The organism is Ancylobacter mangrovi (genome assembly GCF_024752335.1).
Lineage (GTDB): Bacteria > Pseudomonadota > Alphaproteobacteria > Rhizobiales > Xanthobacteraceae > Ancylobacter > Ancylobacter mangrovi.
The window spans coordinates 236,088-255,767 of record NZ_JANTHY010000010.1; the positions used below are offsets into that span (position 1 = coordinate 236,088).

The 19,680-nt window shown below is 70.2% G+C and carries 19 protein-coding genes; 10 read left to right on the forward strand and 9 right to left on the reverse strand.

Annotated elements, in window-relative coordinates:
• The first annotated feature begins 34 nt into the window (after positions 1-34).
• Positions 35-865, forward strand: a complete 831-nt coding sequence (locus NVS83_RS21185) for an alpha/beta hydrolase (protein ID WP_258741142.1) — start codon at positions 35-37, stop codon at positions 863-865.
• Positions 866-967: 102 nt separating this feature from the next.
• Positions 968-1,489 (forward strand): disulfide bond formation protein B, encoded by a 522-nt coding sequence (locus NVS83_RS21190; protein WP_258741143.1) that lies wholly within the window; start codon positions 968-970, stop codon positions 1,487-1,489.
• 13 nt (positions 1,490-1,502) lie between these two features.
• Here NVS83_RS21190 and NVS83_RS21195 read toward each other — a convergent pair whose 3' ends face one another.
• From NVS83_RS21195 to NVS83_RS21210, 4 genes are all read right to left on the reverse strand, one after another.
• Positions 1,503-2,060: an HNH endonuclease gene (locus NVS83_RS21195; protein ID WP_258733920.1), complete on the reverse strand. Its 558-nt coding sequence runs from the start codon at positions 2,058-2,060 to the stop codon at positions 1,503-1,505.
• Positions 2,061-2,183: 123 nt separating this feature from the next.
• Positions 2,184-2,858 carry an alpha/beta hydrolase gene (locus NVS83_RS21200; protein WP_258741144.1) on the reverse strand — a complete coding sequence of 225 codons (675 nt, stop codon included), beginning with the start codon at positions 2,856-2,858 and terminating at the stop codon, positions 2,184-2,186.
• A 14-nt stretch (positions 2,859-2,872) separates the two neighbouring features.
• Complete coding sequence (locus tag NVS83_RS21205; protein WP_258741145.1) at positions 2,873-4,855, reverse strand: M23 family metallopeptidase; 1,983 nt, start codon at positions 4,853-4,855, stop codon at positions 2,873-2,875.
• A 277-nt stretch (positions 4,856-5,132) separates the two neighbouring features.
• The gene (locus NVS83_RS21210) at positions 5,133-6,527 is read right to left on the reverse strand and encodes a CE1 family esterase (RefSeq protein WP_258741146.1); all 1,395 of its coding nucleotides are present in this window, start codon (positions 6,525-6,527) and stop codon (positions 5,133-5,135) included.
• Positions 6,528-6,838: 311 nt separating this feature from the next.
• On the opposite strand from NVS83_RS21210, the gene sdhC reads away from it, so the two are divergent.
• From sdhC to gluQRS, 5 genes are all read left to right on the forward strand, one after another.
• On the forward strand, positions 6,839-7,231 hold the full coding sequence (sdhC, locus tag NVS83_RS21215) for a succinate dehydrogenase, cytochrome b556 subunit (protein ID WP_258733917.1): 393 nt from the start codon (positions 6,839-6,841) through the stop codon (positions 7,229-7,231).
• 3 nt (positions 7,232-7,234) lie between these two features.
• The gene (gene sdhD / locus NVS83_RS21220; RefSeq protein ID WP_258741147.1) at positions 7,235-7,633 is read left to right on the forward strand and encodes a succinate dehydrogenase, hydrophobic membrane anchor protein; all 399 of its coding nucleotides are present in this window, start codon (positions 7,235-7,237) and stop codon (positions 7,631-7,633) included.
• Positions 7,634-7,640: 7 nt separating this feature from the next.
• Positions 7,641-9,497, forward strand: a complete 1,857-nt coding sequence (gene sdhA / locus NVS83_RS21225; protein WP_258733915.1) for a succinate dehydrogenase flavoprotein subunit — start codon at positions 7,641-7,643, stop codon at positions 9,495-9,497.
• 72 nt (positions 9,498-9,569) lie between these two features.
• A complete protein-coding gene (locus NVS83_RS21230; RefSeq protein ID WP_258741148.1) occupies positions 9,570-10,352 on the forward strand; it encodes a succinate dehydrogenase iron-sulfur subunit in 783 nt (260 codons plus the stop codon).
• 31 nt (positions 10,353-10,383) lie between these two features.
• On the forward strand, positions 10,384-11,247 hold the full coding sequence (gene gluQRS / locus NVS83_RS21235) for a tRNA glutamyl-Q(34) synthetase GluQRS (RefSeq protein WP_258741149.1): 864 nt from the start codon (positions 10,384-10,386) through the stop codon (positions 11,245-11,247).
• 25 nt (positions 11,248-11,272) lie between these two features.
• Here the strand turns inward: gluQRS and NVS83_RS21240 are convergent, their stop codons facing one another.
• From NVS83_RS21240 to NVS83_RS21250, 3 genes are all read right to left on the reverse strand, one after another.
• Entirely contained in the window at positions 11,273-12,217 is a 945-nt protein-coding gene (locus NVS83_RS21240) for an AEC family transporter (protein ID WP_258741150.1), read from the reverse strand.
• A gap of 9 nt (positions 12,218-12,226) precedes the next feature.
• On the reverse strand, positions 12,227-12,520 hold the full coding sequence (locus tag NVS83_RS21245) for a hypothetical protein (RefSeq protein WP_258733911.1): 294 nt from the start codon (positions 12,518-12,520) through the stop codon (positions 12,227-12,229).
• Positions 12,521-12,703: 183 nt separating this feature from the next.
• A complete protein-coding gene (locus NVS83_RS21250) occupies positions 12,704-14,920 on the reverse strand; it encodes a primosomal protein N' (protein WP_258741151.1) in 2,217 nt (738 codons plus the stop codon).
• 146 nt (positions 14,921-15,066) lie between these two features.
• Between NVS83_RS21250 and NVS83_RS21255 the strand changes: the two genes are divergently transcribed.
• The 3 genes from NVS83_RS21255 (at position 15,067) to NVS83_RS21265 (ending at position 16,799) form a co-directional block, all read left to right on the forward strand.
• Positions 15,067-16,053, forward strand: coding sequence for a tyrosine recombinase XerC (locus NVS83_RS21255; RefSeq protein ID WP_258741152.1), 987 nt, complete (start codon positions 15,067-15,069; stop codon positions 16,051-16,053).
• A gap of 63 nt (positions 16,054-16,116) precedes the next feature.
• The gene (locus tag NVS83_RS21260) at positions 16,117-16,551 is read left to right on the forward strand and encodes a VOC family protein (protein WP_258741153.1); all 435 of its coding nucleotides are present in this window, start codon (positions 16,117-16,119) and stop codon (positions 16,549-16,551) included.
• A 116-nt stretch (positions 16,552-16,667) separates the two neighbouring features.
• Complete coding sequence (locus NVS83_RS21265) at positions 16,668-16,799, forward strand: hypothetical protein (RefSeq protein ID WP_258733907.1); 132 nt, start codon at positions 16,668-16,670, stop codon at positions 16,797-16,799.
• 110 nt (positions 16,800-16,909) lie between these two features.
• Here the strand turns inward: NVS83_RS21265 and lpdA are convergent, their stop codons facing one another.
• Together lpdA and odhB are read right to left on the reverse strand one after the other, a co-directional pair.
• Positions 16,910-18,310, reverse strand: coding sequence for a dihydrolipoyl dehydrogenase (gene lpdA, locus NVS83_RS21270; protein ID WP_258741154.1), 1,401 nt, complete (start codon positions 18,308-18,310; stop codon positions 16,910-16,912).
• Between the two features lie 63 nt (positions 18,311-18,373).
• Positions 18,374-19,612 (reverse strand): 2-oxoglutarate dehydrogenase complex dihydrolipoyllysine-residue succinyltransferase, encoded by a 1,239-nt coding sequence (odhB, locus tag NVS83_RS21275; protein WP_258741155.1) that lies wholly within the window; start codon positions 19,610-19,612, stop codon positions 18,374-18,376.
• Between the last annotated feature and the right edge of the window lie 68 nt (positions 19,613-19,680).

Sequence of the window (19,680 nt, forward strand, 5' to 3'; positions counted from 1 at the left end):
AGAGGTGACGCCTCCGCTGCAGCCGTGAACGCCGATGAATCCCGTCATCCTGCCCGACGCCCAGTGGTTCGACCTCGCGCCCGAGGGGGGCGGGGCGCCCTACCGTATCTTCCTCGCGCAGCCGCGCGTCGTCGCGCCGGCGGAGGGCTTTCCGGTCGTCTACATGCTCGACGCCAATGCCGGCTTCGCCACCTTCGTCGAGGTGATGCGGCGCGGCGCGGTGCGCCCGCAGGCGACCGGGATCCGCGAGGCAGTGATCGTCGGCATCGGCTACCCGGAAGGCGACGACCACCGCGCACGGCGCCATCTCGACTACACCGCCGGGCCGAGCGAGGAGACGTCGCGTCAAGGAGCGGCCCACCCCCATGGGGGGCGCGACGCCTTTCTCGCCTTCATCGAACGCACGCTGAAGCCGCGCATCGCCGCGCTGGCGCCGGTCGAGGCGTCGAACGCGACGCTGTTCGGCCATTCGCTGGCCGGCTGGTTCACGCTCGACGTGATGACGCGCGATCCCGCCTCGTTCCGTACCCATGTCGCGGTGAGCCCGTCGATCTGGTGGGACGAGGCGCGCCTTCTGGAGGGGCTCGCGCTTGCGCAGGGCACGGCGTTGCGAGCGGCGCTGATGGTGGGCGAATGGGAGCAGGCGCTCTCGCCCTGGCAGCAGGGGCGCCCCGAGGCGGGTGAGATGGCCGCCCGCCGCGCCCGCCGCGCCATGGTCGACCGCACCCGGGCCTTCGCCGCGCTCGCCGCCGAAAGGCTGGGCGCGCAGGCTCAGGTGAGCTTCGAGCTGCTTGCGGGTGAGGACCACGCCTCGGTGCTGCCCTCGGCAATGGCGCGGGCGCTGCGCTTCGCACTGGCGAAGTGACGGCGGGCTGACCTAGCGCAAGCTGCTCCAGACGTGACTTGCTTAAGGTCACCGGGCCGCTAGTGGTAGCGGCCGAGACGGCCGCTTCAACGGAACACAGGCATGACCGACATTCTCTCCGACACCCCCGCCGCCAAGGTGCGCTCCATCCAGATCGCCGCGGCGCTGATCGTCGCCGTGGCCGGGGCGGGAACGCTGGCCGGGGCGTGGTACTTCCAGCTCGTGGTCGGGCTCGCGCCGTGCCCGCTCTGCCTCGAGCAGCGGGTGCCCTATTATGCCGGGGTGCCGTTCGCGGTGCTGGCGATCCTGAGCGCGGCGGCGGGCAATCCGAAGCTCGCCCGCGTGCTGCTGGCGGTGACCGGGGCGCTGATGGCGACCGCGGCGGCGCTCGCGATCTACCACGCGGGCGTGGAATGGCACTTCTGGGCCGGGCCGACCTCCTGCACCGGCTCGGGGCCGGCGATCTCGACCGGCAACATGCTGGAGAGCCTGCAGCAGGCGCCGCGCGTGGTGCGCTGCGACGAGGCGCCGTGGCGGCTCGCCGGCATCTCGCTCGCGGGCTACAACGCGGTGATCGCCACCGCGCTGACGCTGGTCGCCTTCCGCGGCGCGGCAGTGCGCTGAGGGGCGCTGCGGCCTACGGGTCGAGCTCCGTATCCCAGTAGAGATAGTCGACCCAGCTGTCGTGCAGGTAGTTGGGCGGGAAATGCCGGCCGTTCTGGTGCAGGTCGAACACGGTCGGCTGGAACGGGCGCTGGCGCGGCACCATCCGCGCTTCGTCCGGCATCATGCCGCCCTTGCGCAGATTGCAGGGCGAGCAGGCGGCGACCACGTTCTCCCAGGTGGTCTGCCCGCCGCGCGAGCGCGGGATGACGTGATCGAAGGTCAGGTCGTCGCGCGATTCGCAGTACTGGCAGGAGAAGCGGTCACGCAGGAACACGTTGAAGCGGGTGAAGGCCGGCTGGCGCGCGGGGCGGATGAAGGTCTTCAGCGACACCACGCTGGGCAGCCGCATCTGGAAGCTCGCGCTCGAGACCTGCCGCTCGTAGTACTCGACGATGTTCACGCGATCGAGGAACACCGCCTTGACCGCATCCTGCCAGGACCACACCGACAGGGGGTAGTAGCTCAACGGCCGGTAATCGGCGTTGAGGACGAGGGCAGGCCAGGCACCCGGAGACAAAGTCGCCGTCAACACTCGCTCCCTGATTGGAGCGCCTGCCCGGCGACGGGCGCCGCGCGACGCACGCCGATACTCTATATGTAGCGTGTCAGTCTTGTGAAGCGGCTGTATCGATGTGGCGGCGCGCGGCCGCGCTCAGCGAGGCGGGGCAAGGATCTCGTTGAGGAAATTGCCCGCCAGCAGCAGGCCGGTCTGGTCGATTCCGTGGCCGAGCCCGTTCGACAGATGCCCGCGCACCGCGATCCCGCGTGATTCGAGGCTTTCCATGGCGCGCGGAAGCGCCTGCGGGGGAATCACCTCGTCGCGGTCGCCATGGATCAGCAGAACCGGCGGCCGGCTGGTGATGGCGGCGTCGAAGGCCTCGAACTCGCGCTCGCCCGGGACCACGTGGATGCCGGAGAAGCCGACGATGCCGGCAGGTGCGGCGGCACGGCGCAGGCCCGTGTGCAGCGCCATCATCGTGCCCTGGCTGAAGCCGACCAGCGCCAGGCGCGAATCGACAAGGCCGAGCCGGGCGAGCTCGGCATCGAGGAAGGCGTCGAGCGCGGGATGCGCGCCCTGCACGCCGATCCAGCGCTCGCGGTCGTCGCGCTCGACATAGCCGAACCATTGCCGCCCCACCGGCGCCACGGCGCAGGGCTCGGGCGCATGGGGCGCGACGAAGGCGGCACCGGGCAGGAACGAGGCCCAGAGTTCGCCGAGCTCGATCAGGTCGCGCCCGTCGGCGCCGTAGCCGTGCAGCAGCACCACCAGCGCGTCGGCGGGGCCGCCGGAGGCGGGGGCGAGACGCGGGCCGTCCAGCATCGGCATCGCCCCGCCGCCGGTCAGTTGGTGCCGTCGGAGGCGCCGGCGCCGGACGCGACCTTGGACATCGAGTTGTGGTCGATCAGGTCGTCGATGCGCTGGCGCTCCTTCTCGAACTCGACGAGGATCTTGCCGTCCAGCGCCCGGCCGCGCGGCAGGCGCACGCGCATCGGGTCGACGAAGCGCCCGTTCACCAGCACCTCATAGTGCAGGTGCGAGCCGGTGGAGAGGCCGGTCGAGCCGATATAGCCGATCACCTGTCCCTGCCGCACGCGCACGCCGGCATGGATGCCCTTGGCGAAGCGGGACTGGTGGGAATAGGTGGTCATGTAGCCGTTGGCGTGCTGGATCTCGATGCGCCGGCCATAGCCGGAGGTCCAGGCAGCCTTGGTGACGGTGCCGTTGCCGGCGGCGTAGATCGGCGTGCCGGTCCGGTCGGCCCAGTCGACGCCTGTGTGCAGGCGGCTGTAGCCGAGGATCGGGTGGCGCCGCATGCCGAAGGGCGAGCGCAGCACGCCGCCGCCCAGCGGCTTGCGCAGCAGGAACTTCTTCGCGCTCTTGCCGGTCTCGTCATAGAAGTCGACGACGCCGTCATCGGGCGTCTGGTAGCGGTAGAAGCGGTGGTCCTCGCCGCCGGTGGTCAGGCTGGCGAAGATGACGCCGTTGGCGCCGCCGCTCTCGTCCGGCTCGTACAGCACCTCGAAGGAATCGCCCGGCCGGACGCGGCGCTGGTAGTCGACGTCGAAGGAATAGACGCGGATCAGGCTCTCGATCACCGGGCGCGGCACGTCGTGACGCAGCGCCGTCTCCCAGAGGCTGTCATAGAGCGTGATGCCGCGGCCGCTGGTGCCGTCGTCATCGCCGTCATCGGGCGTGGTCGGGTCGACATCGGCGAACTGCACGTCCGCCGGTTCCTGCACCGGCAGGAAGGTTCCCCGGTCGGAGAGGGCGACCGTGCCCTTGGTCCCGCTGTCGTCGAAGGCGGCGACGCGCAGCGGCGTGGTAATCTCGCCGCGGGTCTCCATCAGCACGTTGAGCCGGGTGCCCTCGGCCAGCGGCGCGGCGCGCAGCGCGCGGTCGGTGAAGGCGTCGGCGGCGGCCTTGGCGGACACTTCCGGCACGCCGAGCGCCGTCAGCAGCGAGATGATCGTGTCGCCCTTCTTGGCGACCACGGTGCGCTCGTCCCAGTCGTTGCCGCCGGTGGCGTCGTCGTCGGACTTGCTGATCGTGCTGATGTTCCCCGGCCGCGAGGCGGCGGTGAGCGGATCGCGCCCGCCCGATGGCGCGAAGCTCAGCGCGCCGCCGAAGCCGGAGGCGACCGGGGCGTCGGCGTCGACCGTCGGCATGCTGAACTCGGCGGTCTCGCGCACCTTCATCAGCACGTCCTCGATCGGCAGCTCGGCCGCGAACTTGGTGCTGGGGGGAAGGCTGGTGATGTCCCGCATCACCAGCGTCATGTCGCCGGTGGGCTCGGCCTGCGGGGCCTCGCCGTCGTCGTCGGACGAATCGACGATGAGCTTGGCGGGGTTGAAGGGCGGTACGTCCGCCGAGGCGGCGGTGATAGACTGGGCGAGGTTCGATTCGACCTTGGTGACGGCGCGGACCTTGATGATCTCGCGGTCGCCGTCCATCGTCACCGAGGACAGGCGCAGCGTCTGCTTGGCGCTGAAGCTCTCCGAGAGGATCGACATGCGGTCGCCCTTGCGGGCGATGTTGGACGGGCGTTCGCCCGCCGCGAGCGCCCCGCGCAGGGCCGAGCGCACCGTCTCCGGGCTCTGGGCGAAGCGGTATTCGCCGTCGAGCGCGGCATAGACGGCGCCGCCCATCAGCGCCGCGCCGCAGATGCCGGTGAGGAGCGTGGCCATCAGCCAGCGGATGGAGATGCGCCGGCGGTTGATCGGCTGCTCGGCATCGCCGTCGACGCCGAGCGGGGGCTCGTCGCCGAGGTCGAACGCGGTGAGACGACCCCGCCGCGTGCTGCCTGATCCGCGCCTGCTCTCCAACAGCCTTTCCCCCTGGCGTCCTTTTACCGGCCGTCTGCCCGCGGCCGGACGCCTTCATTTTCGACATTGCGCGTCCGCCGTGGCGGACGGCTGATTCGATGGTGTGGAGCTACCCGCTCGCGCGGGCGGCCCGGACGATGGCTTCTGCGGCCCTCACCGTCAACCCGCACGTGTCCCGACCCCGATTCGGGCCCGTGGACGCAGGCGGGGACGATATAAAGCGGCGGCTCGCGGCAAAACCATGACCGGCCGCCCGATCGTTCGATATTGCCGGGCCTTACTGGGCGCTGGCGGACATGCGGCGCAGCGGGGAGGGCGGCGGCAGCGGCACCTGCGCCGGCTCGGCGAAGGAGGAGGCGAGCGTCGTTCCGCCCGTGGGACGGAAGCTCGCCTGCAGCGGCATGGGCGCGCCGGGGACCATCGGCTTGTGGAGCTCCGACCCGGCCGGAACCGGCGCCGCGGCGACCCGCACGGCGGAGGCCGGCGCGCCGGTCGGCAGCGGAACGGGCGCGGCGACGCCGGCGGCGGCGTCCGCCCCCGATGCCGGGGCGATGCCCTGCCAGGCGGTGGCGTAGGAGGTCGGCGCGCTCAGGATCGGCGCCGCGCCCCTCGCCGCGACCACGGGCTGGGGCGCAATGGGCTCGGGCGCCGCCACGGTCGCCGCGACGGGAGCGGCGAGGGCGGCGGGCGCGGCAACCGTGCCGGACGGGGTCTGCGCGATGAGGGGCGCGTCGGTCTGCGGCGGCGTCACCGTCGGGTTGTCGAAGCGCTTGAAGAAGTTCCAGATCTCCTGCGGCGCATCGAGCCCGGATCGTCGCGGCCCGAGCACGATCGCCGCCAGCGCATCCATGGCGTCGGTCGACTGCGAGGGCGGCTGGTGGCCGCCGGCGATCTCGTACAGCGCCACCGCCGAGCCGGGCGTGCACTGCTCCCAGCGCAGGATGCGGGCATGCGGCGCGCGGGTCTCGACCGGCGGCGCGCAGCTATCGAGGCGGGCGAACAGATTCGCGCTGTCGGTCGCCGACATCAGCCGCGCGCCGGGCGTCGGGCGGCCGAACATCGGCACGATCGGGTCATAGGTGCCGTTCATCATAAGGATCGGTACCGGGCGCGCGGGCTTGCAGGATTCGGCGTAGCCCACCGGCACCGTCATCATCATGGTGGCGAAGGCGGCAAAGCTGTTGGCGTAGCGGCAGGCGACATAGGCGGTAAGGAAGGCGCCATTGGAGAAGCCCATCAGATAGGCATGCGAAGGGTCGGCGAGCCCTTCCTTCTCCAGCGTGTGGAGCACGTCGAGCACGAAGCGCCCGTCGTCGCGCGGGTAGATGATCGGCATGATGCCGGCGACCGTGGCGCGCCCGTCGTTCCACAGCAGGTTCAGGCCCTTGGGATAGGCGACGACGAAGCCCTCGCGGTCGGCGATCTTGTCGAGGTCGAGATAGCGCTGCATCACGCCGGCCGGCTGCCAGGCGCCGTGCAGGGCGATCACCAGCGGCTTGGGGCCGGGCGGGGCGTTGCTCGGCACATGCAGGATGAACTCGCGGCGCATGCCGCCGGAGGTGATGGTGCGCTCGCTGTCCTCGCCGCGGCTCTGGGCATGCGCGCCCGAGGCCGCGACACACAGGCCGAGCAAGAATGCGCCGAGCAGGAACCAGGGTTTCGCGAATTGCATACGCTACGCAACCTCGACATGGCGGGGTTTCGCGGGAGCCCCGTACAGACAGCGACTTTCCGTCAATTAAAAGGCAAAGATGGTTAACGACCCGTCAGCAAGTGATACCACGGCGTTCCGGGCGTAACGAAGCTTTCCGCGCCGGGATGGTTCGAATCGGCACGGCCATCGGCTAGTGTGCCGGCGCTGCGATGCAACCGCGCTGCGCGGCACCGCAGGAGACGATAGAAATCGCCTTTGGAATGATTGCGAACTGCAATCGTTTCCGCTACGCACAAAAACACATTCCTGAGTGATCTGGGGACACCGATATGTCAGGAGCGGCCCAGCGGCCTCTTTCCCCGCACCTGCAGATTTACCGCCCGATGCTGACGATGATGATGTCGATCGTGCATCGCATCACCGGCGTCGCGCTGTATTTCGGTACGCTGCTTCTCGTGATCTGGCTGGTGGCGGCGGCGAGCTCGCCCGACAGCTTCGCTTTCGTGAACGGGCTTTATGGAAGCTGGCTCGGCATCCTAGTGATGGTCGGCTATAGCTGGGCCCTGATCCACCATGCCCTCGGCGGCATCCGGCACTTCGTCTGGGATTTCGGCCACGGTTTCGGGCCGGAATCGCGCGAGCTGCTCGCCAAGGCGACGATCGGCGGGTCGATCGGGCTGACGGTGCTGCTGTGGATCGGCATCTGGCTGATGAAGGGCTGAGCGATGAGCACCACTTCCGGTTCCTCCATGCGCACGCCGCGCCGCACCATTTCCGGCCTCGGCTCGGCGCGTTCGGGCACGGGCCATTTCTGGCTCCAGCGCGTGACCGCGGCCGCCAATCTCATCCTGGTGCTGATCGCGCTGCCGGTCTTCGTCTACGTCGCCGGGCAGGACCAGGCGGGCGTGCGGGCCGCGCTCGGCAACCCGTTCGTCGCCATCGTCATGCTGCTGCTGCTGGTCTCGATCACCATGCATATGCGCATCGGCATGCAGGTGGTGATCGAGGACTATGTCCATTCCGAGGGTCTGAAGATCCTCTCCCTGCTCGGCAACACCTTCTTCTCGATCGCGGTTGGCTGCGCGGGGGTGTTCGCCATCCTCAAGATCAGCTTCGGAGGCTGAGAGACCTATGGCCGAGACGACCTCCGCCAATGGCGCTTCCAACGGCGCCGGCCATGCCGGCCCGGGCGTGAACGGGGCGGCCTACCCGATCATCGATCACACCTATGACGTCGTCGTGGTGGGCGCCGGCGGCGCCGGGCTCCGCGCCGTGGTCGGCTGCTCGGAGGCGGGCCTGCGCACCGCCTGCGTCACCAAGGTGTTCCCGACCCGCTCGCACACGGTCGCCGCGCAGGGCGGCATCGCCGCCTCCCTCGGCAATATGAGCAAGGACGACTGGCGCTTCCACATGTACGACACCGTCAAGGGGTCGGACTGGCTGGGCGACCAGGACGCCATCGAATATCTCGTGCGCCACGCCCCCGACGCGGTCTACGAGCTCGAGCACTGGGGCGTGCCCTTCTCGCGCACCGAGGAAGGCAAGATCTACCAGCGACCCTTCGGCGGCATGACCACCGATTACGGCAAGGGGACCGCGCAGCGCACCTGCGCCGCCGCCGACCGCACCGGCCACGCCATCCTGCACACGCTCTACGGGGCGGCGCTGAAGCACTCGGCCGAGTTCTTCATCGAGTATTTCGCCCTCGACCTGATCATGGACGAGGACGGGCGCTGCCGCGGCATCGTCGCCCTGAAGATGGACGACGGCACCATCCACCGCTTCCGCGCGCAGATGGTGATCCTCGCCACCGGCGGCTATGGCCGCGCCTATTTCTCCGCCACCTCGGCCCATACCTGCACGGGCGACGGCAACGCCATGGTGCTGCGCGCCGGCCTGCCGCTGCAGGACATGGAGTTCGTGCAGTTCCACCCGACCGGCATCTACGGCGCGGGCTGCCTCATCACCGAGGGCGCGCGCGGCGAGGGCGGCTATCTCACCAATTCCGAGGGCGAGCGCTTCATGGAGCGCTACGCCCCCTCGGCCAAGGACCTTGCCTCGCGCGACGTCGTCTCCCGCTCCATGACCATGGAGATCCGCGAGGGCAGGGGCGTCGGCAAGAACAAGGACCACATCTACCTGCACCTCGACCATCTCGACCCGGCGGTGCTGCACGAGCGCCTGCCCGGCATCTCCGAGAGCGCGCGCATCTTCTCGGGCGTCGACGTGACCAAGGAGCCGATCCCGGTCCTGCCGACGGTCCACTACAACATGGGCGGCATCCCGACCAACTTCCACGGCGAGGTCGTGACCAAGAAGGACGGCAATCCCGACCATGTGGTGCCCGGCCTGATGGCGGTGGGCGAATGCGCCTGCGTGTCCATCCACGGCGCCAACCGGCTCGGCTCGAACTCGCTGACCGACCTCGTCGTGTTCGGGCGCGCGGCGGCGCTGCGCTGCGCCGAGCTGCTGACCCCGAACGAGAAGCAGGCCGAGCTGCCCTCCAACTCCGCCGAGCTCGCCCTGTCGCGCCTCGACCATTTCCGCAACGCGGACGGCTCCTCGCCGACCGCCGACCTGCGCCTGCGCATGCAGAAGGTGATGCAGAACAACTGCGCCGTCTACCGCACCGGCGAGGTGCTGGAAGAGGGCCGCAAGCTCATCGCCGAGGTGTTCGCCGGCACGGAGGACATCAACGTCACCGACCGCTCGCTGGTGTGGAATTCCGACCTCATCGAGACGCTGGAATACGACAACCTGATCGCGCTGGCCTCGGTGACGATGGAAAGCGCGGCGGCCCGCACCGAGAGCCGCGGCGCACATGCCCGCGAGGACTACCCCGAGCGCGATGACGCCGAGTGGATGAAGCACACGCTCGCCTTCGTCGACTTCGACAAGCGCGCGGTGAAGCTCGACGACCGCCCTGTGCACACCTACACGCTGTCGAACGACATCCAGTACATCGAGCCGCGCAAGCGCGTGTACTGATCCTTCCCGCCCGCGCCCCGGCGCGGGTGGCCCGAGCCTGCCCCGAACCCTCTGCCGAGGACGAGCCCTGTCATGGTCCAGCTTACCCTGCCGAAGAATTCGACGATCACCGAGGGCAAGGTGTGGCCGAAGCCGGCCGGAGCCAACCGGCTGACCGAGTACCGGATCTATCGCTGGAACCCGGACGACGGGAAGAACCCGGCGGTCGACACCTACTATGTCGACCGCGACGATTGCGGGCCGATGGTGCTGGACGGGCTCATCTGGATCAAGAACACGGTCGACCCGACGCTGACCTTCCGCCGCTCCTGCCGCGAGGGCATCTGCGGCTCCTGCGCCATGAACATCGACGGCACCAACACGCTGGCCTGCCTGAAGAGCATGGACGACGTGACCGCCAAGTCGGTCAACATCTACCCGCTGCCGCACATGCCGGTGGTGAAGGACCTGGTGCCGGACCTGACCCAGTTCTACGCCCAGCACGCCTCGGTCGAGCCCTGGCTGCACACCGAGACGCCGGCGCCCGAGCGCGAATGGCGCCAGGCCCGCAGCGACCGCGAGAAGCTCGACGGCCTCTACGAGTGTATCCTGTGCGCCTGCTGCTCCACCTCCTGCCCGAGCTACTGGTGGAACGGCGACCGCTATCTCGGCCCCGCCGCGCTGCTGCAGGCCTATCGCTGGCTGATCGACAGCCGCGACGAGGCGACCGGCGAGCGTCTCGACGATCTGGAAGACCCGTTCCGGCTCTATCGCTGCCACACCATCATGAACTGCGCCAAGGCGTGCCCGAAGGGGCTGAATCCGGCGAAGGCGATCGCCGAGATCAAGATGATGATGGTCTCGCGCCAGTTCTGAGCCGCGCCCGACTGAGGTACACAGGCGGGCGATGACCGATCACGTCCGCCCGATCTTCCGCTTCGCGCCGAGCCCGAACGGGCTGCTGCATCTCGGCCATGCCCGCTCGGCGCTGCTCAACGCCGCGATGGCGCGCGCGCAGGGCGGACGGCTGCTCCTGCGCATCGAGGACATCGATCCCTCCCGCTGCCGGCCGGAATTCGAGGCGGCGATCCTGGAGGATCTCGCCTGGCTCGGCCTCGACTGGGAGCAGCCGGTGCGCCGCCAGTCCGAGCATCTGGACGACCATGCGCGGGCGCTGGAGCGGCTCGCCGCCATGGGCCTCGTCTATGAGAGCTTCGAGACCCGCGCCGAGATCCGCCGCGCGGTCGAGGCCCGGCCCGGCTGGCCGCGCGATCCCGACGGCGCGCCGCTCTTTCCCTTCGCGCGCGACGCGATGAGCGCGGCCGAGCGCGACCGGCGCCGGGCGGCGGGCGAGCCCTTCGCGCTGCGCCTCGACATGGAACGGGCGGTCGCGCGCGCCGGCCCGCTCACCTGGCACGAGACGGGGCAGGCGGCGCCGGTGGCGGCCGCCCCGCTCGCCTGGGGCGACGTCGTCATCGCCCGCAAGGAGGTGCCGACCAGCTATCATCTCGCGGTCGTGGTCGACGACGCGCTGCAGGGCGTGACCCATGTCGTGCGCGGCGAGGACCTGAAGGCGGCGACCTCGGTGCACCGGCTGCTGCAGCGCCTGCTGGAGCTGCCCGAGCCGCTCTACACCCATCACGGGCTGCTGCTGGACGCCGAGGGGCGCAAGCTTTCCAAGTCGATCGGCTCGCGGAGCCTGCGCGCGCTGCGCGAGGCCGGCCTCTCGCCCGGCGATGTACGGCGCATGGCGGGGGTGCCGCCGGATTGAGCTGGCGAGTGCGCGGTTTTGCCGGCTATTGGACGCCGAGGATCATCAGCCAGAGCGTGATGGTGAACAGGCTGGCGGCGGTCGACAGCGAAACCGCCCCGGCCGAGGCCGAGACCCCGACGCGGTAGCGCTGCGCCAGCAGATAGGCGTTGATGCCGCTCGGCATGGCCGCGAACACCACCGCCACGTCCGCCCATACCGGCGGCATGGGCAGCATGCGGGTCAGCACATAGACCAGCGCGGGGTGGACGACGAGCTTCAGCAGCGTGATCAGCAGCGCCGGGCCGATGTCGCCGCGGATCGGGTAGCGGTGCAGCGCGAGGCCGAGCGAGACCAGCGCGCAGGGCACCGCCGAGGCCGAGAGCATGTCGGCGATCTGCTTCAGTACGCCGCTCGGCTCGAAGCCGACCAGCTTGGCGACGCCGCCGGCATAGATGCCGATGAGGATCGGGTTGAAGGCCAGCAGGCGGACGAGCTTCTTCAACCCCGCCGCCGAGAGCCCGCCCGCGACGCCCTCGGTCAGCACCGTTGCCACCACCATCATGATCGGCAGGTGCACGGCGATGAGCAGGAATAGCGGCACTGCCCCCTCCGGGCCGTAGGCCTGGAGGATGAGCGGCACGCCGACGAACACGGTGTTGGCCTGGCCGGAGGTGAAGCCGTGGATCACCGATTCCGTGTAGCCGCGGTGGAACACGCGCTTCGCCGCCAGCATGCCGAGCGCGAACACGATGAAGGCGCCGGTGAAATAGGCGATCCAGTAGCCCCAGGGCTGGCCTTCCTCGGGCAGCCGCGCCCCGGCGAGCGTCTTGAAGATCAGCACCGGGACGGCGAGGCCGAACACATATTCGGACAGGCCTTCGGCCGCGCGCTCGCGCAGATGGCCGCTGAGCGAAGCCAGATAGCCGAGACCGATCAGCCCGAAGACCGGCGCCACGATGAGGGTGATGGCGCCGAGCTGCGCGAGCATGGTCGGTTCTCAGGCGGCGGCGTCGGCCGTGGCGCTGGACACCAGATGCGAGGTGCGCACCGGCACCATCACGTCGATCCGCGCCCACAGGCGCTCGGCGAGTTCGGCCGGCGCCACGAAGGCGATTTCGGCCCGCATGTCGCCGAGATTGGCGGGATCGATCCGCCCGTCCGCGGGTCCGTCGAGCCGGATGCGAGTCGGCTGGACGTCGTGGATGGCGAAGGGCTCCAGCAGGCGGAGCATCAGGTTGGGATGCGCATCGGCCTCGACGACGAGGCGATGGCGGAGAGGGCCGGAGAACATGGCAAATTCCGATGACGAAAGGGAAAAAGGACTGCGTGCGTCAACGATCCCGGCCGACCTGGTCGGCCGGGCGACGAATTCGCCGCCCCGCGCGGATGCGCTCGTTCCCGTGAGTGGTCATCATCATGGCCGGCAAGCTATGCGCCGGACGCGGCCTCGTCAATGGGGAGGCGAGGCGACCGGCTAGAGGAAGCTTTGCGGGTCGATGTCGATCTCGACCTTGAGGCTTCCCCGGACCCTCGGGGCCTCCGCCATCCACGCCCGGACGTAGTTCGACAGGTCGAAATTGCGCTCGGAACGGGCCAGCAGGCGGAAGCGGTGGCGCCCGCGCACGAGGGCGAGCGGGGCCTCGGCGGGGCCGAGCACGCGCACCTGCTCGGTGAGCGGGGCGCAGGCGGCGAGCGCGCGCGCATGGGCCTGCGCGGCAGGGGCCTCGGTGCCGGAGACGATCAGCGCGCAGAAGCGGGCGAAGGGCGGCAGGTGCGCCTCCTCGCGCACCGCGATCTCCTGATCGTAGAAGGCGTCGCGATCACCGGCCACCAGCGCCTGCATCACGGGGTGCTCGGGCATGTAGGTCTGCAGGAAGGCGCGTCCTTCCACATTGGCGCGCCCGGCGCGGCCGGCGACCTGGTGCAGGAGCTGGAAGGTACGCTCGGCCGCGCGCGGGTCGCCATGGCCGAGCCCGACATCGGCGTCGATGACGCCGACCAGCGCGAGGCCGGGGAAATTGTGCCCCTTGGCGACGAGCTGGGTGCCGACCACCACGTCGACCTCGCCGTCCTCGATCGCCTTCAGTTCGGCGCGCAGCCGCTCAACTCCGCCGGCGAGGTCGGAGGACAGCACCTGGATGCGCGCGTTCGGCATTAGCTTCTGCACCTCCTCGTGCAGCCGCTCGACGCCGGGGCCGCAGGGAATCAGCGTGTTCGGCTCGTGGCAGTTCGGGCACTCGTTCGGCACCGGCATGGCGTAGCCGCACTGGTGGCATTCGAGCCGGCGGCGGAAGCGGTGCTCGACCAGCCAGGAGGAGCAGGAGGGGCAGCGTATGCGGTGCCCGCAGGCCCGGCACAGCGTGAGCGGGGCGTAGCCGCGTCGGTTGAGGAACAGGAGGCTCTGCCCGCCCGCCTCCTGCGTGCGCTCCATCTCCTGGGCGAGGCGCGGGGCGATCCACTGGCCGCGTGGCGGGCCTTCCCTGCGCAGGTCGATCGGCTCGAGGCGCGGCACGCGGGTGCCGGTGAAGCGTTCAGGCAAATGCAGGCGGGCGTAGCGTCCGCGCCGGGCATTCACTTCGGTCTCGATCGAGGGCGTCGCCGAGACCAGCGCGATCGGGGCTTCCTCCAGCCACGCGCGCAGCACCGCCATGTCGCGCGCATGGTAGTGGACGCCGTCATCCTGCTTGTAGGCGCCGTCGTGCTCCTCGTCGATGATGATGAGGCCGAGCTCGCGGAACGGCAGGAACAGGGCCGAGCGGGCGCCGGCCACGACGCTCACCTCGCCGGTCGCGACGCCCCTGAACACGCGCCCGCGCCGCTTGGAGCCGACGGCGGAGTGCCACTCGGCCGGCAGCACGCCGAAGCGCCGGGCGAAGCGGTCGAGGAAGGCCTGGGTGAGGGCGATTTCTGGCATCAGGATCAGCGTCTGCCGCCCCTGCCGGATCGCCTCGGCCACCGCCTCGAAATAGGTCTCGGTCTTGCCCGAGCCGGTGACGCCGTCGATCAGAGTCGGGGCGAAGCGCCGCGCCTTCACCGAGGCGACGAGCTCGGCCGCCGCCGCGCTTTGTGCCGGGGAGAGCGCGGGGCGGGAATGGTCGGGGTCGGGCACCTCGGCCGCCGGCTCGGGCGGCAGCACCACGGTCTCCAGCACGCCGTCGTCGATCAGGCCGTCGATCACCGATGCCGAGACGCCGGCCTCGCGCGCCGCCTCCGCCTTGGAGCGGACGAAGCCGTCGAACAGCGCGTCGATCACCTTGGAGCGGGCCCGGGTCTGGCGCTCCGGCCGGTTCGACGTGAGCCGCACGCCGGTGCGCTCGCGCGCGATGCCGGCGCTCTCGTCATGGCGCAGCGCGAGGCGCAGGACCATGCCGGGCGGAGTGACGGTGTAGTCCGCCATCCAGCGGATGAAGGCGAGCATGGCCGGCTGGAGCGGCGCGACGTCGTATTTGCGGTCGATGAGCTTCAGCTTGGCCGGATCGACGGTGCGCGCGCCTTCCATGCGCGGCCAGACGCAGCCGAGCATGCGGCGCGTGCCGAGCGGCACCACGACGATATCGCCCGGCGCCACCTCCATGCCCTCGGGCACGCGGTAGGAATAGGCGGAGCCCACGGCGACGGGCAGCAGCACGTCGACCACGCTCTCGCGCGGGGGAAACAGGGCGGGGGAATCGATCGGCTGGGCTCGGGTCATGCGGGGTCTTCATAGCGCATCGCAGTGCGCCGGGTCTCGCCCCGGAGTCGGCTGGTGTCGCCTCGGTGATGACGGGGAGACGGCGAAACCTTAAGAAAGCCGTGGCACCTTGGCGGGGATTTGTCGACGCGCATCGGGAGGCGGCCATGGCGAGCACGGATGCCCAGAAGGCGGCTCGGGCCGAGCGCTCGCTGTTGGCCGGCGCGGCGCCGGATGTGGGCGCGGCGCTGAAGGGCTGGCTCGACCGGCTCGGCCATGAGCGCCGGCTCTCGCCCAAGACCCGGGAGGCCTATGCGCGCGACGTCGCGACCTTTCTCGGCCTGATCGCGGCCGATCGCGGCCGCCCGCCGAGCCTCGCCGATCTCGCGGCGCTGACCCCGCGCGACGTGCGCGCGGTGATCGCGGCGCGCCGGGGCGAGGGGATCGAGGCGCGCACGCAGATGCGCTTCCTCGCCGCCGCCCGCTCCTTCGGCCGCCATCTCGAGCGCGAGGGGCTCGGCAAGGTGGGCGCGCTCGCGGCCGTGCGCGGCCCGCGCGTACCCCGCACCCTGCCGCGCCCGCTCACCCCGGCCGATGCGCGGGCGATGGCCGATCCCTCCACCCGGGCCGGCGAGGCGCGCGAGCCCTGGATCCTCGCCCGCGACGCCGCGGTGCTGACGCTGCTCTATGGCTCGGGGCTGCGCATCTCCGAGGCGCTCGGCCTGATGCGCCGCGACATGCCCGAGCCCGGGCGCGGCGACCAGATCCTCGTCCACGGCAAGGGCGGCAAGACCCGCATGGTGCCGGTGCTGCCGGCGGTGCTCGCCATGGTCGACGACTATGCCCGCGCCTGCCCCTATGATCTCGAGCCGACCGGCCCTCTGTTCCGCGGCGCCAAGGGCGGGGCCCTTTCCCCGCGCATCGTGCAGCTCGCCATGGAGCGCATGCGCGGCGCGCTCGGCCTTCCGGACAGCGCCACGCCGCACGCGCTGCGCCATTCCTTCGCCACCCACCTGCTTGGGCGCGGCGGCGACCTGCGCTCGATCCAGGAACTGCTCGGCCATGCCTCGCTCTCCACCACGCAGATCTACGCGGCGGTGGATACGGCGACGCTGATGGCGGCGTGGAAATCGGCCCATCCGCGGGCCGGCTAGAGCATAGCCGGCGAAGCCCGGTGCGCCGGTGTCCGCTTTGCTCGGAGATGAAGGGGGAAGACGATGCAGCCCATCCGTCCCGTGATCGAGCACATGTCGATCGGCGTCTCGAACTATGAGCGCTCGCTTGCCTTCTACGACGCCGTGCTGGCGCGGCTCGGCCTGGTGCGGGTGATGTCGCATCCCGAGCCGGAGGGCGAATCGGCGTGCTGGGGACCGGCCGGCGAATTGCCTTCGCCCGAGGGCACGCCCGGCGCCGCGCCGTTCTGGATCCAGCACCGCAGCGAGGCCATCGTTCCGGTGCCGGGCTTCCATCTGTGCTTCATGGCGCCGGATCGCGACGCCGTGCGCGCGTTCCATGCGGCCGGCCTGCTCGCCGGCGGGCGCGACGAGGGAGCGCCGGGCCTGCGCCCGCATTATGGCGAGGGGTACTATGCCGCCTTCCTGTTCGATCCCGACGGCTGGAAGATCGAGGCCGTCACCTACACGGGTGCGTGAGGAGGCGGTTCCTGCCGCCTATTGAGGCACTCGCGCACCCCTGCCGCTCTTTTCAGCCCGGCCGGACTGCGCGACACTTTCCCCATCGGAACCCCCGACCGAGAGGAGAGTGCCTGATGAAGCGTATCGCTACCGTGTTCTGCGCGCTTGCGCTCACCGTCGCTGCGACCGGCGCGGCCTTCGCCGACTGCTCGCCGGGCCATACGGCCTCGGCGCCGCCGGTGCAGACCGACACCAAGGGCTCCTGAACGGAGCTTTCGACCGGACCTCTTCGATTGTTCTCCCAGCTACGGACAGGCAAACGGCCCGGAAGGCGACTTCCGGGCCGTTCTGCATCCGAAGGCGGGTGTTCGCGCGCTCACATATGGATGGCGCGGTTCTCCACCGCCATCGCCGCTTCCTTCACCGCCTCGGAGCGGGTGGGGTGGGCGTGGCAGGTGCGGGCGAGATCCTCGGACGAGCCGCCGAACTCCATCAGCACCGCTGCCTCGTGGATCATCTCGCCGGCCTCGACGCCGATGATGTGGACGCCGAGCACCTTGTCGGTGGTCGCGTCCGCCAGCACCTTCACGAAGCCGTCGGTTTCGTCGTTCGCCTTGGCGCGGCCATTGGCGAGGAAGGGGAACTTGCCGACCTTGTAGGCGATGCCCTCGGCCTTCAGCTCCTCCTCCGACCGGCCGACCGAGGCGACCTCCGGCGAGGTGTAGACCACAGCGGGGATGACGCCGTAGTTCACATGGCCCGCCTGGCCCGCCAGCAGTTCGGCGACCGCCACACCCTCTTCCTCGGCCTTGTGGGCGAGCATGGGGCCGGCGATCACGTCGCCGATGGCGAAGATGCCGGGGACGTTGGTGCGGAAATACATGTCGGTGACGATGCGCCCGCGCTTGTCGGTCTCGACGCCGAGCGCCTCCAGCCCCAGCCCTTCGGTGTAGGGCACGCGGCCGATGGCGATGAGCACCACGTCGGCGTCCAGCACCTCGGCCTCGCCGCCGGCGGCCGGCTCGACCGAGACCTTGAGCGCCTTGCCCTTGGTCTCGACGCCGGTGACCTTGGAGGCGAGCTTGAAGCCGATGCCCTGCTTCTGGAGGATGCGCTGGAACGACTTGGCGACGTCGAGGTCCATGCCGGGCAGGATGCGGTCGAGGAACTCGACCACCGTCACCTCGGCGCCGAGCCGCCGCCACACGCTGCCGAGCTCCAGCCCGATGACGCCGGCGCCGACCACCACCAGCTTGCCGGGCACCTTCTCCAGTGCGATCGCGCCGGTGGAGGAGACGACGCGCTTCTCGTCGATCTCGATGCCGGGCAGCTTCGCCACGTCCGAGCCGGTGGCGAGGACGATCGCCTTGGTCTCGAGCGACTGGAACGTGCCATCGGCCATCGCGACGTCGACCTTGCCGGCCGTCGGGACGATGGCGGTGCCGTGATAGGTGTCGATCTTGTTCTTCTTCATCAGGAAGGCGACACCCTTGGTGTTGCCTTCCACCGCCTGGTCCTTGAAGCCGAGCAGGCTGGGGAGGTCGAGCTTGGGCGTACCCACGCCGATGCCCATCTTGGCGAAGCCGTGGCCGGCCTCCTCGAACAGATGGGAGGCGTGCAGCAGCGCCTTGGAGGGGATGCAGCCGATGTTCAGGCAGGTGCCGCCGAAGGTGGCGCGCTTCTCGACCACGGCGACCTTGAGGCCGAGCTGGGCGGCACGGATGGCGCACACATAGCCGCCGGGGCCGGTGCCGATGACGATCAGGTCGTAGGACATTGTTCTACCTGTTGAGGGGAGCGGCCGATCGGCCGGCCGCTCGCGCGGTGAGGCGGCCGGCGATCACAGGTCCAGCACGAGGCGGGTCGGATCCTCCAGCGCTTCCTTGACGCGGACGAGGAAGGTGACGGCGCCCTTGCCGTCGACGATGCGGTGATCGTAGCTCAGCGCCAGATACATCATCGGGCGGGCAACGATCTGGCCCTTCACCACGACCGGGCGCTCCTCGATGCGGTGCATGCCGAGAATGCCGGACTGCGGCGCGTTGAGGATCGGCGTCGACATCAGCGAGCCGTAGATGCCGCCATTGGTGATGGTGAAGGTGCCGCCCTGCATGTCCTCGATGCCGAGCTTGCCGTCGCGCGCCTTGCGGCCGAGGCCGGCGATGGCCTTCTCGATGCCGGCGATCGACATCTGGTCGGCGTCGCGCACCACCGGCACCACGAGGCCCTTGTCCGTGCCGACGGCGATGCCGACGTGGTAGTAGTTCTTGTAGACGAGGTCGGTGCCGTCGATCTCGGCGTTCACCTCCGGCACGTCCTTCAGGGCCTGGATCACCGCCTTGGTGAAGAAGCCCATGAAGCCCAGCTTCACGCCGTGCTTCTTCTCGAACACGTCCTTGTACTGCGCGCGCAGGCTCATCACCGCCGACATGTCGACGTCGTTGAAGGTGGTGAGCATCGCGGCGGTGTTCTGCGCGTCCTTCAGTCGGCGGGCGATGGTCTGGCGCAGCTTGGTCATCTTCACCCGCTCTTCGCGGGAAGCGTCGTCCGGCGCCGAGGGCGCGCGGGCCACCACCGGCGCGGCCGGCGCGGGGGCGGAGGCGAGGGCGGTCAGCATGTCGCCCTTCGTCACGCGGCCATCCTTGCCGGAGCCGGCGAGCATGGCCGGGTTGAGGCCGGTCTCGGCGGCGATCTTGGCGACCGCCGGGCCGTTGGCGCCGGCTGGTGCGCTCGCGGCCGGCGCGGCGGGAGCGGGCTTGGGCGCCGGCTCGGCCTTGGGAGCCTCGGCCTTCGGAGCTTCCGCCTTCGCGGGCGCGGCCTTGGCCGGTGCCGCGGCGCCGGCACCCTCGCCGATGGAGCCGAGCAGGGCGCCGACCTCGACCGTCTCGCCGTCCGCGGCGACGATCTCCGAGAGCACGCCCGCCGCGGGAGCGGGAACCTCGATCGTCACCTTGTCGGTTTCGAGCTCGACCAGCGGTTCGTCGGCTGTGACGGCGTCGCCGGCCTTCTTGAACCACTTGCCGATCGTCGCCTCGGTGACCGATTCGCCCAGCGTCGGAACGCGGATCTCGGTGGCCATTGCTCTTTCTTCCTTCCTGTGCCGGTCCGGGACCGGCGATCCCTCGACTATGCTCGAAACTCCCGGCG